This is a genomic window from Chryseobacterium takakiae, assembly GCF_900129385.1.
GTDB classification, from domain to species: Bacteria; Bacteroidota; Bacteroidia; order Flavobacteriales; family Weeksellaceae; genus Chryseobacterium; species Chryseobacterium takakiae.
On the sequence record NZ_FQVO01000006.1, the window covers coordinates 1 to 19,905 of the forward strand.

The window sequence follows — 19,905 nt, forward strand, 5'->3', positions numbered from 1 at the left end:
CTCAAAAGTGTGCGGAAACAAAACCAGCTGATTTTGATTATAATGTCTAAATCCCATATATATGACTGATTACCAGATAAATATACAAAATACTCACAAATGTTACAACTTTTTTTAATAAAAAAACCGCCTCAGTTGTGAGACGGCCTCCTAATCGTTTTTATGATTTATTAAAAATAAGACTATAGTGATATCGCAAGAATTCAGATCCTAGATTTTCTCGGTTATAGGCTAATTCTTTAAGGTGATATTGATTATGAGAATCAATGTGCTCTATTAATTTTGTCTCAGGATTTATGGCAATACTTCCATAATCAAATTCAGTGTGGTGATAAGGGCAAAGAATGATTATATTTCCCTTAGTGTCTGGTCCTTGATGTTCTCCACCTAATGGTTTCAAATGATGACCTTCAGAATAGTAAAACCCATTTGGCAGTTGAATACTTTTTCCACATATTTGGCATTTCCAATTGTTCTCAGCCTTAGTTGATCTTGATAATTTAGTATCTCTAATTAGTCTTGAAATAATTGTTTTAACACGCCCTGCAGGATTGTAATCTGGACTCTGTGGTTCGTTTTTAGTTGGTACATTAATATTATTTTCTATACCCAATTCAGGTTTAAAACCAATTGATCTTGAAATCAAGTCAAAAACATTATACAATTCTGGAGAACATGTAGCGAAATATTTTTGTGCAACTCTAAGTTCTTCCCTATATAAATTATAGAATTGTCCATCTTTGTTATTTTGAAGAATATCTTTTAAATTTTGGTGATATTCAATAAAAATTTTATCGATTGGATACGGGACTTCAACTTTTGTAAAATTGGTAATATTAATTCTTTGATAAATTTCTCTATTACCCCAGTCTTCGGATAACGGTGGTTCTTCATTCGTTTCAATTAGTTCCGAGTTGGCTGTAGAAATGCCATAAAAATGATACTTGTCTTTAATTTTTACAAGATGTATTATAGTATCATTTATATTTACTCTTTCCATCAATTTCCAAGATCTAGTGTAAGAATTGCGGCTAAATTTTGGGCTCCATAAGCAAGCTCCTAATTCCCATCCGATTCCTCCATGTTTTAAGTTTGTAATTTCAATATAAATTTTTTGATTTTCTTTAATTTGAGGTAACATTTTTCTGTTTTTTTTTGTTTTTAGCTTATTTTTTAAATTTAAAAACAAATATATAATTAAAAATGTTGAAACTATTAAATAAAAAAGAGGCCTAAGCCTCTTTAATATATTAGTTGAATAGATCTTTCACTTTATCAAAAAAAGTTTTTTCCTTTCCTGATGGTTCAGCAATCATTTCTCCGCTGTCCATCTGTTTCTCAAAGAAATCTTTCTGTTCTTTCGTCAGCTTTTGTGGAGTCCAGACATTAATGTGGATAAACATATCGCCTTTTCCGTAGCTGTCGATGCTTGGAAGACCTTTTCCTGCTAATCTCAGGATTTTTCCGGATTGCGTTCCGGCATCGATGGTAATTTTTACCTTTCCGCCAACAGTCGGTACTTCTTTTTTTGTTCCCAAAGCTGCTTCGGCAAAAGAAATATACAATTCTTGGTGAAGATTATCGCCTTCTCTTTTAATGGTTTTATCAACTTCTTCTTCAATAATCACCAAAAGGTCTCCCGGAATACCGCCGAAAGGCGCATCATTTCCTTTTCCTCTTACATTAAGCTGGATGCCGTCTCTCGCTCCTGCAGGAATATTGATGGTAACTTCCTCTTCATCTTTAATAAGTCCTTGCGCATTGGCACCGGCCGGAATTTTATCGGCAACTTTCCCGATTCCCTGGCAGGTTCCGCAGGTAGTCTGGGTCTGCATCTGTCCGAACATCGTATTCATGACTTTCAGCTGAACTCCCGAACCGCCGCAGGTAGGACACGTTTTTGAAGTCGCCCCTTCAGCTAACTTCATTTTCTTTACTTTAATGGTCTTCTGCGTTCCGTTTACCATTTCATCAAGATTCAGCTTGATCCTGATTCGCAGATTGGAACCTTTCACCTGCTGACGTCCGCCTCCGCCGCCAAAACCGCCGAAACCGCCACCGAAAATATCTCCGAACTGACTGAAAATATCCTCCATGTTCATTCCGCCGCCAAAGCCGCCGCCAAAACCACCGTTTCCGCCAACTCCCGCATGACCGAACTGATCATATCTTGCGCGCTTCTGTTCATCGCTCAATACTTCGTAAGCTTCTGCTGCTTCCTTGAATTTTTCTTCAGCATCTTTATCGCCCGGATTTTTATCAGGGTGATATTTGATAGCCATTTTGCGGTATGCTTTCTTTATCTCGTCGGCTGATGCAGATTTGCTGATCTCAAGAACCTCGTAATAATCTCTTTTTGACATCTCTTTCTATAATTGATTATTGATAAATGATAATAGATTTAAATGGGTAAACAAATGAATGTACATCAATTATCACTCATCATTTATCATTCATAAATTTTTAATTTCCTGTAACTACTTTCGCAAAACGGATCACTTTATCTCCCAAAGTATATCCTGTTTCAATCACGTCTACAATTTTACCTTTAAGATCTTCTGACGGGGCAGGGATCTGAGTAATGGCTTCGTGGAAATCTACATTGAAGCTGTCTCCCGGATTTACCTCTATCGCTTTCAGTCCTTTTTCAGTTAGTTTACTTTTAAATTTATTGTAGATCAGTTCAACGCCCTGAAGATCCGAAGGATTACCGTTTTTGGCAATTTCCTTTAGTGCTCTTTCAAAATCATCCAGAACGCCCAGCATGGAAACCATCATATCCTGATTGGCATACTGGAAAAATTCCATTTTTTCCTTAGACGTTCTTTTTTTATAGTTTTCGAATTCAGCGTATAATCTGATGTAACGGTCTTTTTCTTCTGCCAAAAGTTCCTCCGCAGAAGGTTTTGCTGTCACATTGTCTTCAGATGCAGCCTCATTCTGAATATTGGTTTCTTCCTGATTATTGATGCTTTCTTCGTTGATATCCTGATTTTCCATAATTCAATATTTATTTGGGTTAGTATTGACAAACATTCTGCCAAAGGACAAAGGGTGACATTTAGGCAGATATTGTAATTTTTAATAATTCACCATTCACCATTAACTTCTTTTAAGAAGCTTTATCGCGCTATCCACTCATACTCCTCGCGCAGCCGCAGCTTTCATTGCCCGCGTTTGCTGTGGGGTAACCGTTACTATCGCGGCTAGGGTATCAGGTTTGGTAACTTCGGAACCTCAGGCACCATTGAAATTACTGTTTGTTAAAACTATTATTTTAATATATATAAAAATAGCATTACAAAATTCCCCTCATCCGGAGGAGGGGTGGATTTGACCAAAGGGAGAAGACGGGGTGGTTTAAAATTACTTAAATAAAATGGTAAATTAAAAAACTGAAAATATTTAAATATAAAAAGTTCTTAATAAATTCACTTTAAACACCCTCTCCAAAAAAAGTCTGGTACAAAAGATAAACATTCAGAATAATGATAATAAATGAAATAATCCAGACACAAACTCTTAAAAAAGGTTTATTCACAAATTCCCCCATTTTTGCTTTATCATTGGTAAACATGACTAAAGGAACAACCGCAAAACTCAGCTGCATGGATAGTATCACCTGGCTTAAAACTAAAAGATCCGTAGTTCCTTTTTCACCGTAAAGAATAGCAACAATAAGTGCCGGAATGACAGCAATTAATCTTGTAATCAGTCGTCGCAGCCAGGGTTTTAATTTAATATTCAGAAAACCTTCCATTACGATTTGTCCGGCAAGAGTGCCTGTTAAAGTAGAATTCTGTCCCGAAGCCAGTAAAGCAATCGCAAAAACAATACTTGCCATAGAAGCGCCTAAAATGGGAGTCAGTAATTTATATGCATCATGAATATCCGCTACGTCATGATTCCCCGAAACGTGGAAAGTGGCGGCTGCCAGAATGAGAATCGCACCATTAATAAAGAAAGCCAGCATCAGAGAAAAAGTGCTGTCTAATGTCGCAAATTTTATGGCTTCTTTTTTTCCTTCAGCATTTCGTGGGTAATCTCTTGTCTGAACAATACTGCTGTGTAAATACAAATTATGCGGCATTACAGTGGCTCCTAAAATTCCTATCGCAATATAAAGCATCGCAGGATTCTGAACGATTTCCGCTTTTGGAATAAGCCCCCCGAAAATTTCTTTCATGGCAGGCTCTGAAATTACCAGTTCATAAACAAAACAGGCGAGGATAATAAAAATTAGTCCTCCCACAATGCTTTCAATCCACCGGAATCCTTTAGACTGGAGCAGAAGAATGAACAGTACGTCTATTGTCGTTATAACAATTCCCCAGGTAAGAGGAATCTGGAAAAGGAGATTGAGTGCAATGGCAGATCCAATCACCTCGGCAAGATCGCAAGCTGCAATAGCAATCTCACAGAATATCCATAATACAAAGTTGGTAGTAGGACTGAAATGATCCCTGCAGGCCTGAGCAAGGTCTCTTTCGGCAACCACTCCAAGTTTTACGGATAAGTGTTGCAATACCATCGCGAAAATATTCGAGATCAGTATTACGGAAAGCAGCGTATAACCGAACTGCGCTCCTCCCGCAATATCCGTTGCCCAGTTTCCGGGATCCATGTATCCTACCGCAACCATAAGTCCCGGACCGGCAAAGGCCAGATATTTTCTCCAGAAGCTGCCGTTTTGGGGAACTTTTACGGAAGAATATACTTCAGATAGTGAATTGGATGTTTTATCTCTACGCCAGGCGTTCTTTAAATTCAAACTCATAGAATGTTAGAAATGACTAACAAATGTAATTAAATAAATGAAAACTACAAAATCATAAATAAAGATCCCGAAATGCTTCGGGATCTGCCATTATATCGTAATAAAATTATTTTGCAAAACGTACAGCCATTTTACGGTCAACGGCTCTTTCAGCATCAGAGGCAGAAGCATCAACAGTTGCAAATTCACTTCCATATCCGTCTGCTCCGGTAATTTGCGATCCTACACCTCGTTGGTCCAGCCAGGATCTTATAAATTTTGCACGGTCTTCAGATAATTTCTGATTTTTAGCTTCGTCACCTGTCTTATCGGTATAACCTCCAATTTTAACCTTTACATCAGGATAAGCTTTTAAGATGGCTACCAGGTTTTGTAGTTGTGCATCGGAGCCGGCTTCAAGCTGATCAGCACTTCCCGTTTTAAAATTGACGTGGTCAAAGTTATACCAAGTATCTTTTAATGCGTCGTCATTCTGTGCGTTTTTATAACCTTCTGATTTCAGAAAAGCAATCATTCGGTCTTCCATCCCTCCTTTGTATCCTCTTAAAGGGGTGCCATTCAGATCAATGTCTTCATCAGCCTGAGTAGCAGAAATTCCTGTCGAGTTACTGTTTCCGGTAGTAGTTGCTGTATCGGTTACCACTTCGCCGGAGTCAGTTACAATAGTGGTTGTCGTTGTTTCTCTTTGTTCACACTGTCTCCAGATGAAATAGGCTGCGGCAATCAATAATAAAAGTGGCAAAAGCCATTTCCAGATAGAACTGTCTTTATCTTTATTTCTATCGGGGAAAGTTCCATTCATAGCGGTGCTTCTCGTAACTTCCACTTTCGGTTCTTCCTGAGCCGGCATATTGATCTTATCCTTATCATTGTCAAATTTATATCTAGCATCCCAGTCTCCCATGCTAAGCGAAGCAAAAGAAAGTCCTGCAGGCAATAATGTTGAAACAATCCCTTTCTGGTCATTAAGGAGTCTTGAAATTCCTGCTTTATCCAGATTGTTATCTGCAGCATACTTACTAATTGTACCAATAGTTGTTCCGGTGACCAAATTTAAAAGAGAGTTTGAAGAATTATTACTGACTTCCGCATAAGTGGCAACTGAGTTGACAAGTCCGTTCAGCTTATCGCCGAATATCTGTGTAAGTACACTTGCAATCGATGAATTGTTGGAAGAATTTCCCACCGCATTTGCGAGAATTTGTGGTGAGGAAGAATTCATGATAGCATCCAATACTAAAGGATTATCCGAATTGTTGGCCAATCCTCCCACCACAGCAGGCAATAATCCTTCGATGGCTTTTGTAATTCCGGATTCGCTTTCACCGTACTGTGAAGCAGCTTGGGTTATCAAAGCCGGTCCCAGCTGTCCTTTAATAAGATCAATAATGTTTAGAGACATAGTAAATTATTTTGAGATTAATGTAGAATGATGCTAGCAAAAACTTGTCCAAACGTCGATGATAAAAAAAAATCTGCAAAAATCCATTGGATTTTTACAGATTCAATATCATTTTTAAGATTTGTTAATATGCTTTTGCAAATAAAACTCTTCTTTTGGATGGTTTTCCTGAAATAAGAGATACTCCCTCTTCAATATCATCATCCAAAGGGATACATCTGATGGTTGCCTTGGTCTCTTCTTTGATCTGTTCTTCTTCCTCAGCAGTGCCGTCCCAGTGCGCATAGATAAAGCCGCCTTTTTCTTCCAGAACTTTTTTAAATTCCTCGTAAGAATCAACTTTGGTAATATTGTTCTTTCTGAATTCGAAAGCTTTATTATAGATATCCTGCTGGATGGTTTTTAGTAAATCTTCGATGTAAGAATCCAGTCCTTCAATAGAACGTACTTCTTTCGTAAGATTGTCTCTTCGTGCAATTTCCACAGATTTGTTTTCCAGATCTCTAGGTCCCATCGCAATTCTTACAGGAACACCTTTTAGTTCATATTCTGCAAATTTCCAACCCGGTTTGTTTTGAGTGTCATTATCAAATTTCACGGAAATTCCTTTCGCTCTTAATTTAGCCTGGATGTCCAATGCTACTTCACTGATCTGCTCCAGCTGCTCTTCTCCTTTAAAAATCGGAACAATAACCACCTGAATAGGAGCCAGCGTAGGAGGAAGCACCAATCCGAAATCATCGGAATGGGTCATGATCAATGCTCCCATAAGGCGTGTTGAAGTTCCCCAGGAAGTTGCCCACGCATGTTCTATCTTTCCTTCTTTATTGGTGAACTTTACATCAAAAGCTTTGGCAAAATTCTGGCCTAAAAAGTGAGAGGTTCCTGCCTGAAGCGCTTTTCCGTCCTGCATTAATGCTTCAATACAATACGTTTCATCGGCTCCGGCAAACCTTTCGGAAGGTGTTTTTAATCCTTGGATTACCGGCATTGCCATGAAATTTTCTGCAAAATCCGCATACACTTTATTCATTTTTTCCGCTTCTTCAATCGCTTCTTCTTTTGTTGCGTGAGCAGTATGGCCTTCCTGCCAAAGAAATTCAGCAGTTCTCAGGAAAAGACGTGTTCTCATTTCCCAACGTACCACATTGGCCCATTGGTTAATAAGGATCGGTAAATCTCTGTAAGACTGGATCCAGTTTTTATAGGTGTTCCAGATAATTGCTTCCGAAGTAGGACGTACAATCAGCTCTTCTTCAAGTTTAGCATCAGGATCTACAATCAGTTTGGAAGGGTTATCCGGATCTGTTTTTAATCGATAGTGCGTAACAACGGCACATTCTTTAGCAAAACCTTCTGCATTTTTTTCTTCAGCCTCAAACAAGCTCTTGGGCACAAAAAGCGGGAAATAAGCGTTTACGTGACCTGTCTCCTTGAATTTTTTATCCATTTCGTCACGCATTTTCTCCCAGATTGCATAGCCATATGGTTTAATTACCATGCATCCTCGTACTCCTGAGTTTTCAGCTAAGTCGGCTTTTACCACCAACTCGTTATACCATTTGCTGTAATCTTCGCTTCTTGAGGTTAATTTTGCCATTAATTTTTTTTTAATTTTTTTAACTTTTCGCTATTATTGTTATCTAAAAATAAAAATCTATTTTTGATAGATTTTTGTACCTGTGGTAATGGTACATTTTTGGTACATTTTGCAAATATAATTTAAATAAAAAATTTTTACGTTATCATGAAAAGAAATATACATAAAAATTTGCTTGGCGCAATTAAATCCAAAGGGATTCTGGCGGTGGCAGGCGGATTATTACTTGTGTCTTGCGGCGCCCAGATGGGTGGATACAGCGAGACAGATGGCGTTTATTACGACCCGAATAAGGATACCCTTCCGGAAGGCGTAATTATCAACGACAGAGGAAACAGGGTAGGAGAGGACTATAATTATTATCAGGATGATTCTAATCTTATTCAGAATGCAGAAATCAATTCCAGAACGGGGCGTTATGAAGACTGGAACAGCTATAATTGGAATAATACGGCAACCGATTCCGACTGGGGAATGTATGCAGGAAGTGAAACCAACTACTACGATAATTCGTGGGGGTGGGGTTGGGGTAATCCTTGGGGCTGGGGCGGCTGGAACAATCCTTATTGGGGTTGGGGCGGTGGCTGGGGCATCGGACTTTCATGGGGTGGCTCATGGGGTTGGGGTGCCGGCTGGAACTTAGGATGGGGCTACTCACCTTTCTGGGGATATAACCCTTATTGGGGATGGGGTGGAAATCCTTACTGGGGCTGGGGTGGCTATTGGGGAGGTAACTATTATGCTCCTTATTACAGAAGAAGTAGTGCCAACGGAAGAGGGTTTAATACCTACAACGGAAGCTTTGCCAACAAATATGGAGTTACCAGTTCGAATGGTTTCAGAAGAAGTTCTACCGGTACAGGAAGCTTCAGAAATAATGCAAATAACGGCGGTTTCAGAGGATCCAATAACAGTGGTGGTTTCAGACAGGGAAATACTACGAATGGTGGTTTCAGAAATCAAAATGGTGTAAGACCTCAGGGAGGATTCCGTAATCAGGGGCAGCCAAGACCAAATTACAATTATCAGCAGCCTTCCCAGCCAAGAAATGACGGCGGTTTCAGAAACAACGGCGGCTTTAATAATTCCAACAGTGGCGGCGGCTTCAGATCAGGAGGCGGTGGCTTCGGAGGAGGAAGTAGCGGTGGCGGTTTCAGATCCGGCGGCGGTGGAGGCGGTGGCTTCCGAGGTGGCAGATAATTTTAAAATTAATAACTATTCAAAAAATAATGTTAAAAAAATCTTTAGCAATAATGAGTATTTCTGCTGCATTTTTTGCGCAGGCTCAAGATGTTTCAGTGATCAGGAATACGGTGGATGTTTATTCCAATGCACCTAATATCGGTTCAGCAAAATTTAATGCCATGGCAGGATCTAATGGTGCTTTGGGTGGAGACGCCAACGCTCTTCTTACCAACCCTGCCGGTTTGGGAGTTGCCATTTCAGGAGAAGTTTCAGGAACCCTTTCTGTCACCAGTAATAAAAATACATCTTCTTATGCAGGATCATCTTACGGATACACTATTAATAAGGGTGATCTGGGAAATGTGGGAGGGGTAATGACCTTTCAGTTGATGACCGAAAGTGCATGGAAATTCATTAATATTGGTGTGAATTATTCCAATCAGTATATAGACAATTATATTGAAACTCCGGGTAACAGTAATTTAATTTATGATTTTCCTGATGCTACGAGCTCGTCATTAGGCAGACACGCCTACGACAGATATGGGTATATGTCTAAAACAAGTTTTGGTGTAGGGGCAAATTATAACAATAATTTATATTTGGGAGCGGGACTTAATTTTTTCAATTCGTCCATCGACCAATCTGATACTGCAATTTTTAATTCTTTATCAAATGGAAGCTCAGAATACTTCAGTAAGCAAAACACTCCTTTTTATGAAAGAGGTAACGGTTTTTCAGCATCTCTTGGTGTAATTGGGAAATTAGGTAGAAATTTTAGACTGGGTGCGGCGTTGGAAACTCCTACTTTCTGGAATATTGACAGAAGCTATAATTTTTATAATGATCCTATTTACGGAGATGATTATGCTGTTGAAGACCGAAGGCTGACTTCGCCGATGAAAGCTACCTTAAGTGCCGCGTTTATTGCTAATAAAAGTTTTGCTTTAAATGTCGATTATACATTAGGTTTAACAAAGCCTAAATATAAAGTATATGGAGATGCAGAAACTGAACTGAATGATTTCTTCAAAGATAATTATAAAAATCTTTCAGAAGTAAAGATCGGTGCAGAATACAGAATTAAGCAATTCAGGCTTAGAGGAGGGTACGCCTATGCTTCGAGTCCTTTTGATGCACTAAATGTTGACAGATATACTGATAATGGCGGTATTACCGGTCAGTCTTATAGCAATCTGATCTTAAATGACAGGAATGCACTTTCAGTAGGTTTGGGATATGATTTCAGGTCATTTTATATTGACGCATCTTATCAGAATGTAACCTCAAAATATAGCAATCCGTTTTTATATGGTGTGGTGGACAATGCTTATGAAGCAGGATATTATTCTCCAAGCCGTCTGATTTCAAGTGATGCTTATGCGGTATCGGATGTAAAAAATGTGAGAAATAACTTCTTTATTACCTTTGGATGGAAATTCTAACGTACTATAGATTATATTCAATATAAAACAAAGCTCCGATAATTTCGGAGCTTTGTTTATTTATAGATAAAAAATGATCTAATTTAATGGTGATGCCTCAATGAGAATGATCATGGAAAAGATGCATTAATAAAGCAAGAGAAACTCCCAGAATGACCAAACCAATTTTCAGCCAGTCAATATTGTGGTTTTTATTGCTTTCAAATATAATGACTGAAGAAATATGCAGAAAAATACCTCCCACAATAGCCAGAAAATAAGGCTGCAGATCCGGATCAAAGTAATTGCCCAACAGCATTCCCATCGGTGAAGCCAGCGCAAATAAAGCTACAATCATCAGGGAAGGATAAGATGGCGCAGATCTCGATTCATCTTTCCTATTGAACAAAAAAGCTCCCAAAATAAAGGAAATCGGAAGATTGTGAAAAACAATTCCCCACAAATAAGGTGAAAGCCCATGCTCATCATTGGCTAAAGGAATTCCTTCTATAAATGCATGAATGAAAAGTCCTACCATTAACGCAGCCGGAAGAATATTATGTTCACTGTGGTGGTGAAAATGGCCATGTTCAAAACCTTTGGTAAGCGCTTCCAGGATCATCTGCAGTAAAACACCGGCAATAACGAAAATACCCAGGCTGGCTCCTGTTTCCGCAGTATATACTTGAGGAAAGACTTCATTAAGACAGATGGTAATCAAAAATCCTGCACTTAAAATCAATAAGTTTTTAGCCAGCTTTTCTTTTTTTCCAAAATATTTTCCTAAAAATACTCCGGAAACAACACTTAAAATCAGTAAAAAAACCGTTATCATTTTTTCTTAAATAAATTAATGCAGCGCGGAGATTTTTCTTTATCAAATTCATTCAGCTGATAATCTCCCCAGATTTTAATTCGTTCAAAACCACATTCTTCAGCATAGCTATTAATTGCTTCCAATGTATGAAGTTTTACTTTTTCAAAAAAATGGTAAGGTTTTCCCTTATCTTCAAACCGGATATCTTTAATGATATGTCTTCCTTCTATTCTTTTTGTAATTTTAAATTCAATTTCTCCACGTATAACAATAGATTCTGGAACGATATTCTTCCTTACAAATTCTTCATTCAGATAATCCAGCACGAAAAAACCTCCCGGTTGTAAAATGTTGTACACCGACTGGAAAACTTTCCTGTCATCACTTTCATGATCAAAATATCCGAAGCTTGTAAAAAGATTGAATACCGCATCCATAGGATCCGCATCAATGGGATTCCTCATATCATGGACGTCGAATAATAAGGTCTGGTTTTCAAACTGTTTATCAAATTCAATGCTTTTTCTGGAAAGATCTAATCCTAAAACATCATATCCTAGCTTGTTAAGAAACACAGAATGTCTTCCTTTTCCGCAGGCCAGGTCGATAATCTTGGCATTTTGAGGCAGTTTAAGGTCTTCCGTGAGTTTTGTAATGAAGTTTTCTGCTTCCGTGTAATCCCTGTTACTGTAAAGCAAATGATAATAAGGGGTATCAAACCAAGATTCAAACCATTCCATAATGCAAAAATAACTAAATTTGTGCGGTAAAAGGAAAAAGTATTTAATATTGAAAGATCGAAATATTCAATGATGCAATAATCGGAATATCTAATCTTTTAATTTTTAAATATTTAAACTTTTAATAATACGATATGGATACAGAAAATATACAAATTCAGATAAAAACATTTTTCGGATTAGAACAGGTTTTAGCAGAAGAGATTAAAAAACTCGGCGGAAGAAAGGTGGAAGTGAAGAACAGAGCGGTCAACTGTGAAGGCGACCTCGGTTTTTTATACAAAATAAACTATTCTGCAAGAACAGCTTTAAAAATTTTAGTACCGATTCATGAATTTAAAGCTTTCAACCAGCATCAGTTTTACGACAGGCTTTTCAAATTCAATTGGGAAGAATTTATGGATGTTGAACAATCATTTGCGATTGATGCAACGGTAAATTCAGAAACATTTAAGCATTCGCAATTCGTAACCCTGAAAATGAAAGATGCAATTGTCGATTATTTTCAGAAGAAATTCAAAAGACGTCCCAATGTGGAAACAAGAAATCCGGATATTAAATTCCACCTTCATATTGATCGCGAATTAATTACCATTTCGCTGGATTCTTCAGGAGATCCTTTATTTAAAAGAGGTTACAGACGAGAACAAGGTGAAGCGCCGATTAACGAAGTTTTAGCCAGCGGAATGCTACAGTTAGCGGGATGGGACGGAAAAGGAAACTTCCTGGATCCGATGTGCGGTTCCGGTACCTTATTGATTGAAGCGGCAATGATTGCAATGGATCTTCCGGCGCAGCTTTTCAGAAAAAGATTTGCCTTCCAGAACTGGAAAAATTATGATGCTGATTTATTTTCGAAAATAAAAGAATTCAGAGTCAACCGAATCAAAGAATTTACCGGGAAAATCGTAGGCTATGATATTGACGCCAGAATGCTGAATGCCGCAAGAATCAATATTGAAGCTGCAGAAATGGAAGATGTGATTGAAGTTAAAAAACAGAATTTTTTCGATTCTAAAAAAGAGCTTTTCCCGTTACTAATGGTTTTCAATCCGCCTTATGACGAAAGAATTTCCATTAATGATGATGATTTTTACAAGAAAATAGGAGATACCTTCAAAACACATTATCCGAATACGCTGGCCTGGCTGATCTCATCAGATCTGGAAGCGGTAAAGAAAATAGGGCTTCGCCCTTCAAGAAAAATAAAGCTTTTCAACGGAAAATTAGAGACAAGATTCCTGCAGTATGAAATGTACGAAGGAACTAAAAAAGTCCACAAATTAGAAAATTAATCAATTTTTATGTCATAAATTAAATTTAGAGCCTGTTTAAATTTTAATAAATAAATTTTTTATAAGTTTTTCTTAATTTTCTAAATTAAATAAACTATGTTTATTCTTTTATTTTAACATTAAGGATTTTAGTGAGTTAGATTTTGTTCAAGTTAAATCAATAAATTGATTTTTATTAAGTTTTTTAAGCTAAGGTGCTTAATTCCTTAATGTTAAAATACATATAAATTTAAACTGGCTCTTGTTATTGATTGTCTTTCCAAAGCTGTGTAAATGAAATAAAATCGGAAACACTTAGTTCTTCCGCTCTTTTGTCCATAAATTCATGGGTTTTTAACGCTTCGGGAATGTTCAGTATTTTTAAAGCGTTTGAAAGCTTTTTTCTTCTTTGGTTAAACCCGGCTTTTACGATCTGTTTAAACAAAACTTCATTTCCTGAAAGTCCTTCCTTAGGATTTCTTGTCAGTCGGATAACTCCGGATTTTACTTTCGGAGGAGGGTTGAACACATTTTCATGAACCGTAAACAAATACGATGTATCATAATACGCCTGTATCAGAACGGTAAGAATTCCATAATCTTTTGTTCTCGGAACCGCGGCTGTTCTTTCAGCAACTTCTTTCTGGAACATGCCCACCATTTCCGGAATCAGCTCATAATGATCTACAATCTGAAATAAAATCTGGGATGAAATATTATACGGAAAGTTCCCGATAATGGCAATTTGTTCGTTTTTAGTAAATTGAAAATCCTGTTTAAGAAAATCACCGACGAAAGTTTCTTCCGTTACTTTGGGATAATTATTTTTTAGATATTCAATAGATTCGTTGTCGATCTCCGCCAGGTAAATATGCTGGTCTTTTTCCAGCAGATATTTGGTAAGAACTCCCATTCCCGGTCCAACCTCCATTACATTTTTGTAGCCTTCAAAACTCAGACCTTCCACAATTTTTCTTGCGATGTTTTCATCTGTCAGGAAGTGCTGACCAAGATGCTTTTTTGCTTTTACACTCAATGTTTTTTATGATTTTATTAACAGTGATTTTCTCTTTTTCGTTCCCAAATTTCGGAAGTTTTTTTCTATTTTAGCCAAAAATTTTAATATTAATGGCTAAATCTGTAGATGAATTTAATAAGAAAAGGCTTAGGTCTAGCAATATTACAGTGGTAATAAGTATCGCCTTAGTGTTATTTTTACTCGGATTAATGGGACTTATTTTGATCAATGCCCAGAAATATTCCGATTATATCAAAGAACAGCTTGTGGTAAATGCTTACTTCGCTGAAAATTATAACGCTAAAGATTCTGTAAAGATTGCGAAAATGGAAGCCGAAGTTTTCAAGGAAATTCAGACGCTGGCTCCGGTGAAAAAGGCAACTTACATCAGCCGTGAAATGGCATCTCAGGAAGCTAAAAAAAGCATGGGAATCGATACGGATGCTCTTTTCGAAGAAAATATATTTCCTTCATCTATAGAAATTGCACTGAAACCGGAATATGTGGATCCTGCCAAAATTGATGAAGCCCTGAAAGTAATCAAAGCCGTTCCGGGAATTGCTGAAGTGAAGAATGACAGTACCCTGATGGTGGATGTTTACAATAATCTGAGCCGTATTCTTAAATGGATCTTAGGTTTTTCCATATTATTTTTAATTTTAGCGGTGGTTTTAATCAACAATTCCATCCGTTTGAAAATATTCTCCAAAAGATTTATTATTAAAACCATGCAGCTTGTAGGAGCAAAGAGAAGATTTATTCTCAAGCCTTTTATTATTGAAGCGGTGGTGCTTGGAGCCATTGGCTCTTTAATCGGGCTTCTGGCATTGTTCGGGATCTGGTATTACTTTACAAGCCAGATTGGTTCTGCCTTTGTACAGGACAATAATCAGTACTTCTGGCTGGTATTGCTGGTAATCGGAGTAGGTATTTTTATTACGGTTCTGAGTACGGTAGTTGCTACCTGGAGATTCTTAAGATCAAACGTTGACGACTTATATTATTCTTAAAATGAGCAAAAAAACAAATAAATTTTCCGCAGATGACTTCGGAAAAGAACCCAATGAAGTTCCTCAGCAAACAAACTTTTATTTCGGAAAGGAAAACTTTAAGTGGATGCTGATCGGTCTTGCATTTATCATTGTAGGATTTCTCCTGATGATGGGGCCTGATGCCAATACCGTAGATGGAAAATTTGATCCTAATTCCTGGAACGACGGCATCTTTTCTATCCGCAGGATCAGAATTGCACCCCTTTTTGTAGTTATAGGCTTTATAATCGAAGTATACGCAATTTTAAAAAGAAAATAAATAATATTTTACGATATAAGCTTTGTCAGAGTTCTGGACTTTGACAAAGTTTTTTTTGATAAATACAAAAAAAATATGGATTTAATCAAAGCAATAATCATCGCGATTATCGAAGGATTAACAGAATATCTCCCGATTTCTTCTACAGCGCACATGGGATTTACGGCCAGTTTAATGGGACTGCCGGAAGATGAATTTTTAAAAATGTTCCAGGTTTCTATTCAATTTGGAGCCATACTTTCCGTAGTTTTTGCTTATTGGAAGAAATTTTTTGATCTGAAAAATTTACAGTTTTACTTTAAACTCGCTTTTGCAGTAATTCCGGCTCTTGTTTTAGGCTACCTTTTTGATGATACAATAGAAGCTGTACTGGGTAATCAGATTGCGATCTCATCAGTTTTGGTATTGGGTGGAGTTGTTCTTTTATTTGCGGACAAATGGTTTAAAAATCCTAAAATTGACGATGAAAAAGGCATTACCATAAAAAAAGCAGTTACCATAGGTTTTTGGCAGTGTCTGGCCATGATGCCGGGAACCAGCCGGAGTGCCGCATCAATTATTGGCGGGATGACGCAGGGTTTAACAAGAAAGGCAGCGGCAGAATTTTCATTTTTCCTGGCCGTTCCTACGATGCTGGCGGTTACAGTATATTCTGTTTTTGTAAAAACGTGGGGTAAAGAAACGGCAAATCCACAGAAAGGTTATGAGATGATCATGTCATCACAGGATCACATCACGATTTTCATTGTCGGAAATATTGTCGCTTTCATTGTTGCATTGATAGCCATTAAAGCATTCATCGGCGTTTTAAATAAATATGGTTTCAAACCTTGGGGATGGTACCGTATTTTCGTTGGAGTCGCTTTGCTGATCTATTTTTATTTTTTCCAGTAAACTAAAATAAATCAAACATTACTGATTACCCATTACCCATTATCATTATCATTTGACCATGACAGCTGAAGAACTACAGTCAGGACATCTATTTTTATTGGACAAGCCTTTGGATTGGACTTCTTTCCAGGCGGTCAATAAAATGAAATACAAGCTCAAAAGAGAGTTTGATCTTCCCAAAAAATTCAAAATCGGTCATGCCGGAACATTAGATCCAAGAGCAACCGGACTTCTGATTGTATGCTGCGGAAAATTCACTAAAAAAATTCCTGAAATCCAGGATGCACCAAAAGAATACCGGACAGAAATAAAAATCGGGGTACAGACCGAATCCTACGATACTGAAAAACCGGAAATTCTTCATCAGGATATTTCGCATATTACTGAAGATCAGATTCATAAGGCTTTGGAGAAATTTGTGGGAGAAATAGATCAGACTCCGCCGGTTTTTTCCGCAATAAAAATCGAAGGAAAAAGAGCTTACGATCTTGCGAGAGCTGGAGAAGAAGTGGAAATGAAATCCAGGAAAACCACCATTCTTTACATCAATGAAATTAAAATTGATCTACCTCTGGTAAGTTTCATAGTTGGCTGTTCAAAAGGCACTTATATCAGAAGCCTGGCTCATGATATTGGGAAGGAGCTGGAGGTCGGGGCTTACCTTACTCAGTTGAGAAGAACCAAAATAGGAGAATATAAAATTGAAGATGCAACATCAGATTTTCTGGAAAATGATTTTAGATTTAATCAACCATGAAAAATATACTTGTATTAATTGCCTTAATTTCTTTTTTAACAGTATTTTCCCAGGAAAGAGAAACTTCAGGAAAGACAATGGGATTTTATTTCAACCCATCCATGCATCTGGGTTTAAAATTAAATAAAGAAAAAGAAATTCCCAACAATACGCAGTATATCACTCCAGAGCCGCCACGTAAAATTATGTATGGCATTACGGCGATCGGCGGTTACAATTTTCTTCCTAACTTTGCAATAGGATCAGGATTCAGGTACAGCTTTATTCAGGATAATTACCATCTGATTTATCTGATGGTTCAGCCGAAATTTATTTTTGATCCGGGAGAGAGACCATTCTATATTGAACTGAATTATGGGAGACAGCTTAATCATTCTTTGGTTTCCGATGCTGAATTTTGGGGTGGAAGACTGGGGCTGCAGGTCTCTTATTCAAAAAGAATCAGCCAGGAAGGAGGTATTTTCCTGGAATCTCACAAATTAGGAAATTCAAATCCGTTTTTTGTTGGGTTAAGCTATGGAGTAACGATTTTCAGTAATAAAAATTATACAGGGTACGGAGAAGATTAATGGAAAAAACTCGCATCAATAAATATTTATCAGAAGTTGGCTACTGCTCCAGAAGAGCGGCAGACAAGCTTTTGGAGGAAGGGAGAATTAAGATCAACGGAAAAATTCCGGAGATGGGAACAAAAGTTTCAGATGAGGATGTAATTGAAGTAGATGGCAAACCGATCCGTGAGCCGCAGGAAGACCATGTTTATATCGCATTCAATAAACCTGTGGGAATCGTCTGCACCACAGATACCAAAAGAGAAAAAAATAATATCATCGATTACATCAACCACCCGAAAAGAATTTTTCCTATCGGAAGGCTTGATAAACCAAGTGAAGGGTTAATCCTTCTGACCAGTGATGGCGATATTGTCAATAAAATCCTGCGGTCCAGAAACAACCACGGGAAAGAATATATCGTACGGGTTGATAAGCCGATTACACCAAAATTTCTCGAAAAGATGAGAAACGGTGTACCGATTTTAGACACGATAACTAAAAAGTGTGAGGTTGAAAAAATTGATGAAATGAATTTCCGGATTGTTCTTACACAGGGATTAAACCGCCAGATCCGGAGAATGTGCGAATACCTCGGATATGAAGTGAAAAAACTCAAAAGAATACGGGTTTTAAATATTAAACTGGATCTGCCCATCGGAAAATGGAGAGATCTTACAAATGAAGAGCTTGCCACATTGCAAAATCTTGTAGAAGGCTCCAGCAAAACTTTTGATTAAACTCCGAGACTTTGCCTAAACTTATTATAAGCTTTATTTTGTTACTTATTTGATATACCTGCTTTCTATAACTATTGAATGTTATTTAAGATACAATTTCATCTTGGCCTCATATTCAGGTTTGATTTTTAAGAGCTTCCAAAGTTTCTTTTCGTCTTTTTCTGTTAGCCTGTAGAAAATGATTTTATCTGCTGAATATTTGAAGTACGGATGATTTTTAAGCCATTCTTCGGGAGCTTCGAGCAAAGGATATCTGATAACATTGGAAGTGTTAAGCTGCGCTGTAGAGAGCAATTTCTGCATTAAAGGGATATCAATATTATAGGTCGTTAGTATTTGCTCCTTATTCATAAATCCGCCCAATTTTTTCCTGAAACCAATCATAGAACCTGCCGCTTTTTCATCAAAACCAAACTCTAAAAGCTGTCTGAAAGTAATTGCATTTAAATCAACTTTAGAAAAGTCTGTTTTTTCCTGCTGTTTAGTTTCAGACTGTATATTGTGTCGTTCTGCAACGGATGCCGGATTTAATCTTATAAAAGGTTTCAGATCCTCAAATTTTTCATTGGATATTACAAAACATTTTTGAATATCTCCTAAACTTTTAAAACTTCCTCTTAAATTCCGGTCTCGGTAATTGACAATTATCTGTGCCTGCTTATCGGAAAAACCCAGCGATCTCCAGCCTTCTGCATCTAACAGATTCGGGTCAAAAGGACGGTACTGAATTTTTGATGCATTCGATATCAAATTGTTAGTGTGGTGGTTAAATCCGGCAGGCGTTTTCTCAGGAAGAATAAGATAAGATGATAACTTTTGATAATTTTCTTCGCTAATAATAAAACACTCTTTGAATTTCTCTTTGCTTACAAAACTTCCGCCCAGATAATTTTTATATTTAACTATAGCTTCCGCCTGCCGCTCCGAAAATCCAATTTTTATCCAGTCAGCAACAGCATAAAAATCAGGATTAAATTTTCCTGAAACCGTAATTGATTTCTTTCTAAAATCAGAAAAATCCTTGATTTTTGCTTCATTATTAGTTTGTGGTAATGTGATATAAGGCTCCAGTTCTGAAAACTTTTCTTCTGAGACCGCAAAACATTTTTTAAATTGCTCTTTGGAAAGAAATTTTCCGCCGACTACTTTTTTATAATTAAGAATGGTTGCCGTCTGTTTTTCGGAAAACCCTAAATGCTTCCATTGCTTTTCATCAAGATCATTGGGATCAAATTCTGCTAAATGTAAAGCAGCAGTATTATTGCCGATAAAATGTACATTGGAGAATTCTTCCTTCCCTTTACTCCTATATTTTTGAAACCCGAATAAGATAATAAGCAGCATTCCCATGAATGCAAGCTGTTGGTAATAATTTTTTTTCATCGCTGCAAACTTAACAACTCTGTTAGTTAATA

At 37.3% G+C, this 19,905-nt stretch carries 19 protein-coding genes; 9 read left to right on the forward strand and 10 right to left on the reverse strand.

The annotated features are described in order from the left end of the window. Window positions 1-160 precede the first annotated feature (160 nt). The 6 genes from BUA76_RS09020 to proS all read right to left on the reverse strand — a co-directional run bounded on the left by BUA76_RS09020 (window position 161) and on the right by proS (window position 7,779). Entirely contained in the window at window positions 161-1,141 is a 981-nt protein-coding gene (locus tag BUA76_RS09020; protein WP_143149888.1) for an HNH endonuclease, read from the reverse strand. A gap of 109 nt (window positions 1,142-1,250) precedes the next feature. After that, window positions 1,251-2,363, reverse strand: a complete 1,113-nt coding sequence (gene dnaJ / locus BUA76_RS09025) for a molecular chaperone DnaJ (RefSeq protein ID WP_072884487.1) — start codon at window positions 2,361-2,363, stop codon at window positions 1,251-1,253. 100 nt (window positions 2,364-2,463) lie between these two features. Then, window positions 2,464-3,000, reverse strand: a complete 537-nt coding sequence (locus BUA76_RS09030; RefSeq protein WP_072884488.1) for a nucleotide exchange factor GrpE — start codon at window positions 2,998-3,000, stop codon at window positions 2,464-2,466. 436 nt (window positions 3,001-3,436) lie between these two features. Then, window positions 3,437-4,777: an Nramp family divalent metal transporter gene (locus BUA76_RS09035; RefSeq protein WP_072884489.1), complete on the reverse strand. Its 1,341-nt coding sequence runs from the start codon at window positions 4,775-4,777 to the stop codon at window positions 3,437-3,439. A 106-nt stretch (window positions 4,778-4,883) separates the two neighbouring features. After that, the gene (locus BUA76_RS09040) at window positions 4,884-6,179 is read right to left on the reverse strand and encodes an OmpA family protein (protein WP_072884490.1); all 1,296 of its coding nucleotides are present in this window, start codon (window positions 6,177-6,179) and stop codon (window positions 4,884-4,886) included. Window positions 6,180-6,303: 124 nt separating this feature from the next. Then, window positions 6,304-7,779: a proline--tRNA ligase gene (gene proS, locus BUA76_RS09045; RefSeq protein ID WP_072884491.1), complete on the reverse strand. Its 1,476-nt coding sequence runs from the start codon at window positions 7,777-7,779 to the stop codon at window positions 6,304-6,306. A gap of 147 nt (window positions 7,780-7,926) precedes the next feature. Between proS and BUA76_RS09050 the strand changes: the two genes are divergently transcribed. Both BUA76_RS09050 and BUA76_RS09055 read left to right on the forward strand, forming a co-directional pair. After that, complete coding sequence (locus tag BUA76_RS09050) at window positions 7,927-8,979, forward strand: prolyl-tRNA synthetase (RefSeq protein WP_072884492.1); 1,053 nt, start codon at window positions 7,927-7,929, stop codon at window positions 8,977-8,979. Between the two features lie 53 nt (window positions 8,980-9,032). Next, on the forward strand, window positions 9,033-10,409 hold the full coding sequence (locus BUA76_RS09055) for an OmpP1/FadL family transporter (protein ID WP_083573206.1): 1,377 nt from the start codon (window positions 9,033-9,035) through the stop codon (window positions 10,407-10,409). 97 nt (window positions 10,410-10,506) lie between these two features. On the opposite strand, the gene BUA76_RS09060 is transcribed toward BUA76_RS09055, so the two are convergent. After that, a complete protein-coding gene (locus BUA76_RS09060; RefSeq protein ID WP_072884679.1) occupies window positions 10,507-11,220 on the reverse strand; it encodes a ZIP family metal transporter in 714 nt (237 codons plus the stop codon). Continuing rightward, window positions 11,220-11,945, reverse strand: a complete 726-nt coding sequence (locus BUA76_RS09065; RefSeq protein ID WP_072884494.1) for a class I SAM-dependent methyltransferase — start codon at window positions 11,943-11,945, stop codon at window positions 11,220-11,222. Before BUA76_RS09065 ends, BUA76_RS09060 begins: the two co-directional genes overlap by 1 nt. Window positions 11,946-12,079: 134 nt before the next feature. Between BUA76_RS09065 and BUA76_RS09070 the strand changes: the two genes are divergently transcribed. Then, window positions 12,080-13,240 (forward strand): THUMP domain-containing class I SAM-dependent RNA methyltransferase, encoded by a 1,161-nt coding sequence (locus BUA76_RS09070; RefSeq protein ID WP_072884495.1) that lies wholly within the window; start codon window positions 12,080-12,082, stop codon window positions 13,238-13,240. A 244-nt stretch (window positions 13,241-13,484) separates the two neighbouring features. On the opposite strand, the gene rsmA is transcribed toward BUA76_RS09070, so the two are convergent. Next, complete coding sequence (gene rsmA / locus BUA76_RS09075; protein WP_072884496.1) at window positions 13,485-14,255, reverse strand: 16S rRNA (adenine(1518)-N(6)/adenine(1519)-N(6))-dimethyltransferase RsmA; 771 nt, start codon at window positions 14,253-14,255, stop codon at window positions 13,485-13,487. Between the two features lie 92 nt (window positions 14,256-14,347). Between rsmA and BUA76_RS09080 the strand changes: the two genes are divergently transcribed. The 6 genes from BUA76_RS09080 (at window position 14,348) to rluF (ending at window position 18,490) form a co-directional block, all read left to right on the forward strand. Continuing rightward, window positions 14,348-15,247, forward strand: a complete 900-nt coding sequence (locus BUA76_RS09080) for a cell division protein FtsX (RefSeq protein ID WP_072884497.1) — start codon at window positions 14,348-14,350, stop codon at window positions 15,245-15,247. Between the two features lies 1 nt (window position 15,248). Continuing rightward, window positions 15,249-15,548, forward strand: a complete 300-nt coding sequence (locus BUA76_RS09085; protein WP_072884498.1) for a DUF3098 domain-containing protein — start codon at window positions 15,249-15,251, stop codon at window positions 15,546-15,548. A gap of 75 nt (window positions 15,549-15,623) precedes the next feature. Beyond that, a complete protein-coding gene (locus BUA76_RS09090; RefSeq protein ID WP_072884499.1) occupies window positions 15,624-16,442 on the forward strand; it encodes an undecaprenyl-diphosphate phosphatase in 819 nt (272 codons plus the stop codon). A 58-nt stretch (window positions 16,443-16,500) separates the two neighbouring features. Beyond that, window positions 16,501-17,199, forward strand: a complete 699-nt coding sequence (gene truB / locus BUA76_RS09095) for a tRNA pseudouridine(55) synthase TruB (RefSeq protein WP_072884500.1) — start codon at window positions 16,501-16,503, stop codon at window positions 17,197-17,199. Continuing rightward, the gene (locus BUA76_RS09100) at window positions 17,196-17,768 is read left to right on the forward strand and encodes a hypothetical protein (RefSeq protein ID WP_072884501.1); all 573 of its coding nucleotides are present in this window, start codon (window positions 17,196-17,198) and stop codon (window positions 17,766-17,768) included. The genes truB and BUA76_RS09100 overlap by 4 nt, the downstream gene beginning before the upstream one ends. Continuing rightward, on the forward strand, window positions 17,768-18,490 hold the full coding sequence (gene rluF, locus BUA76_RS09105) for a 23S rRNA pseudouridine(2604) synthase RluF (RefSeq protein ID WP_072884502.1): 723 nt from the start codon (window positions 17,768-17,770) through the stop codon (window positions 18,488-18,490). The genes BUA76_RS09100 and rluF overlap by 1 nt, the downstream gene beginning before the upstream one ends. Window positions 18,491-18,571: 81 nt before the next feature. Here the strand turns inward: rluF and BUA76_RS09110 are convergent, their stop codons facing one another. Further along, complete coding sequence (locus tag BUA76_RS09110) at window positions 18,572-19,873, reverse strand: ComEA family DNA-binding protein (RefSeq protein WP_072884503.1); 1,302 nt, start codon at window positions 19,871-19,873, stop codon at window positions 18,572-18,574. Between the last annotated feature and the right edge of the window lie 32 nt (window positions 19,874-19,905).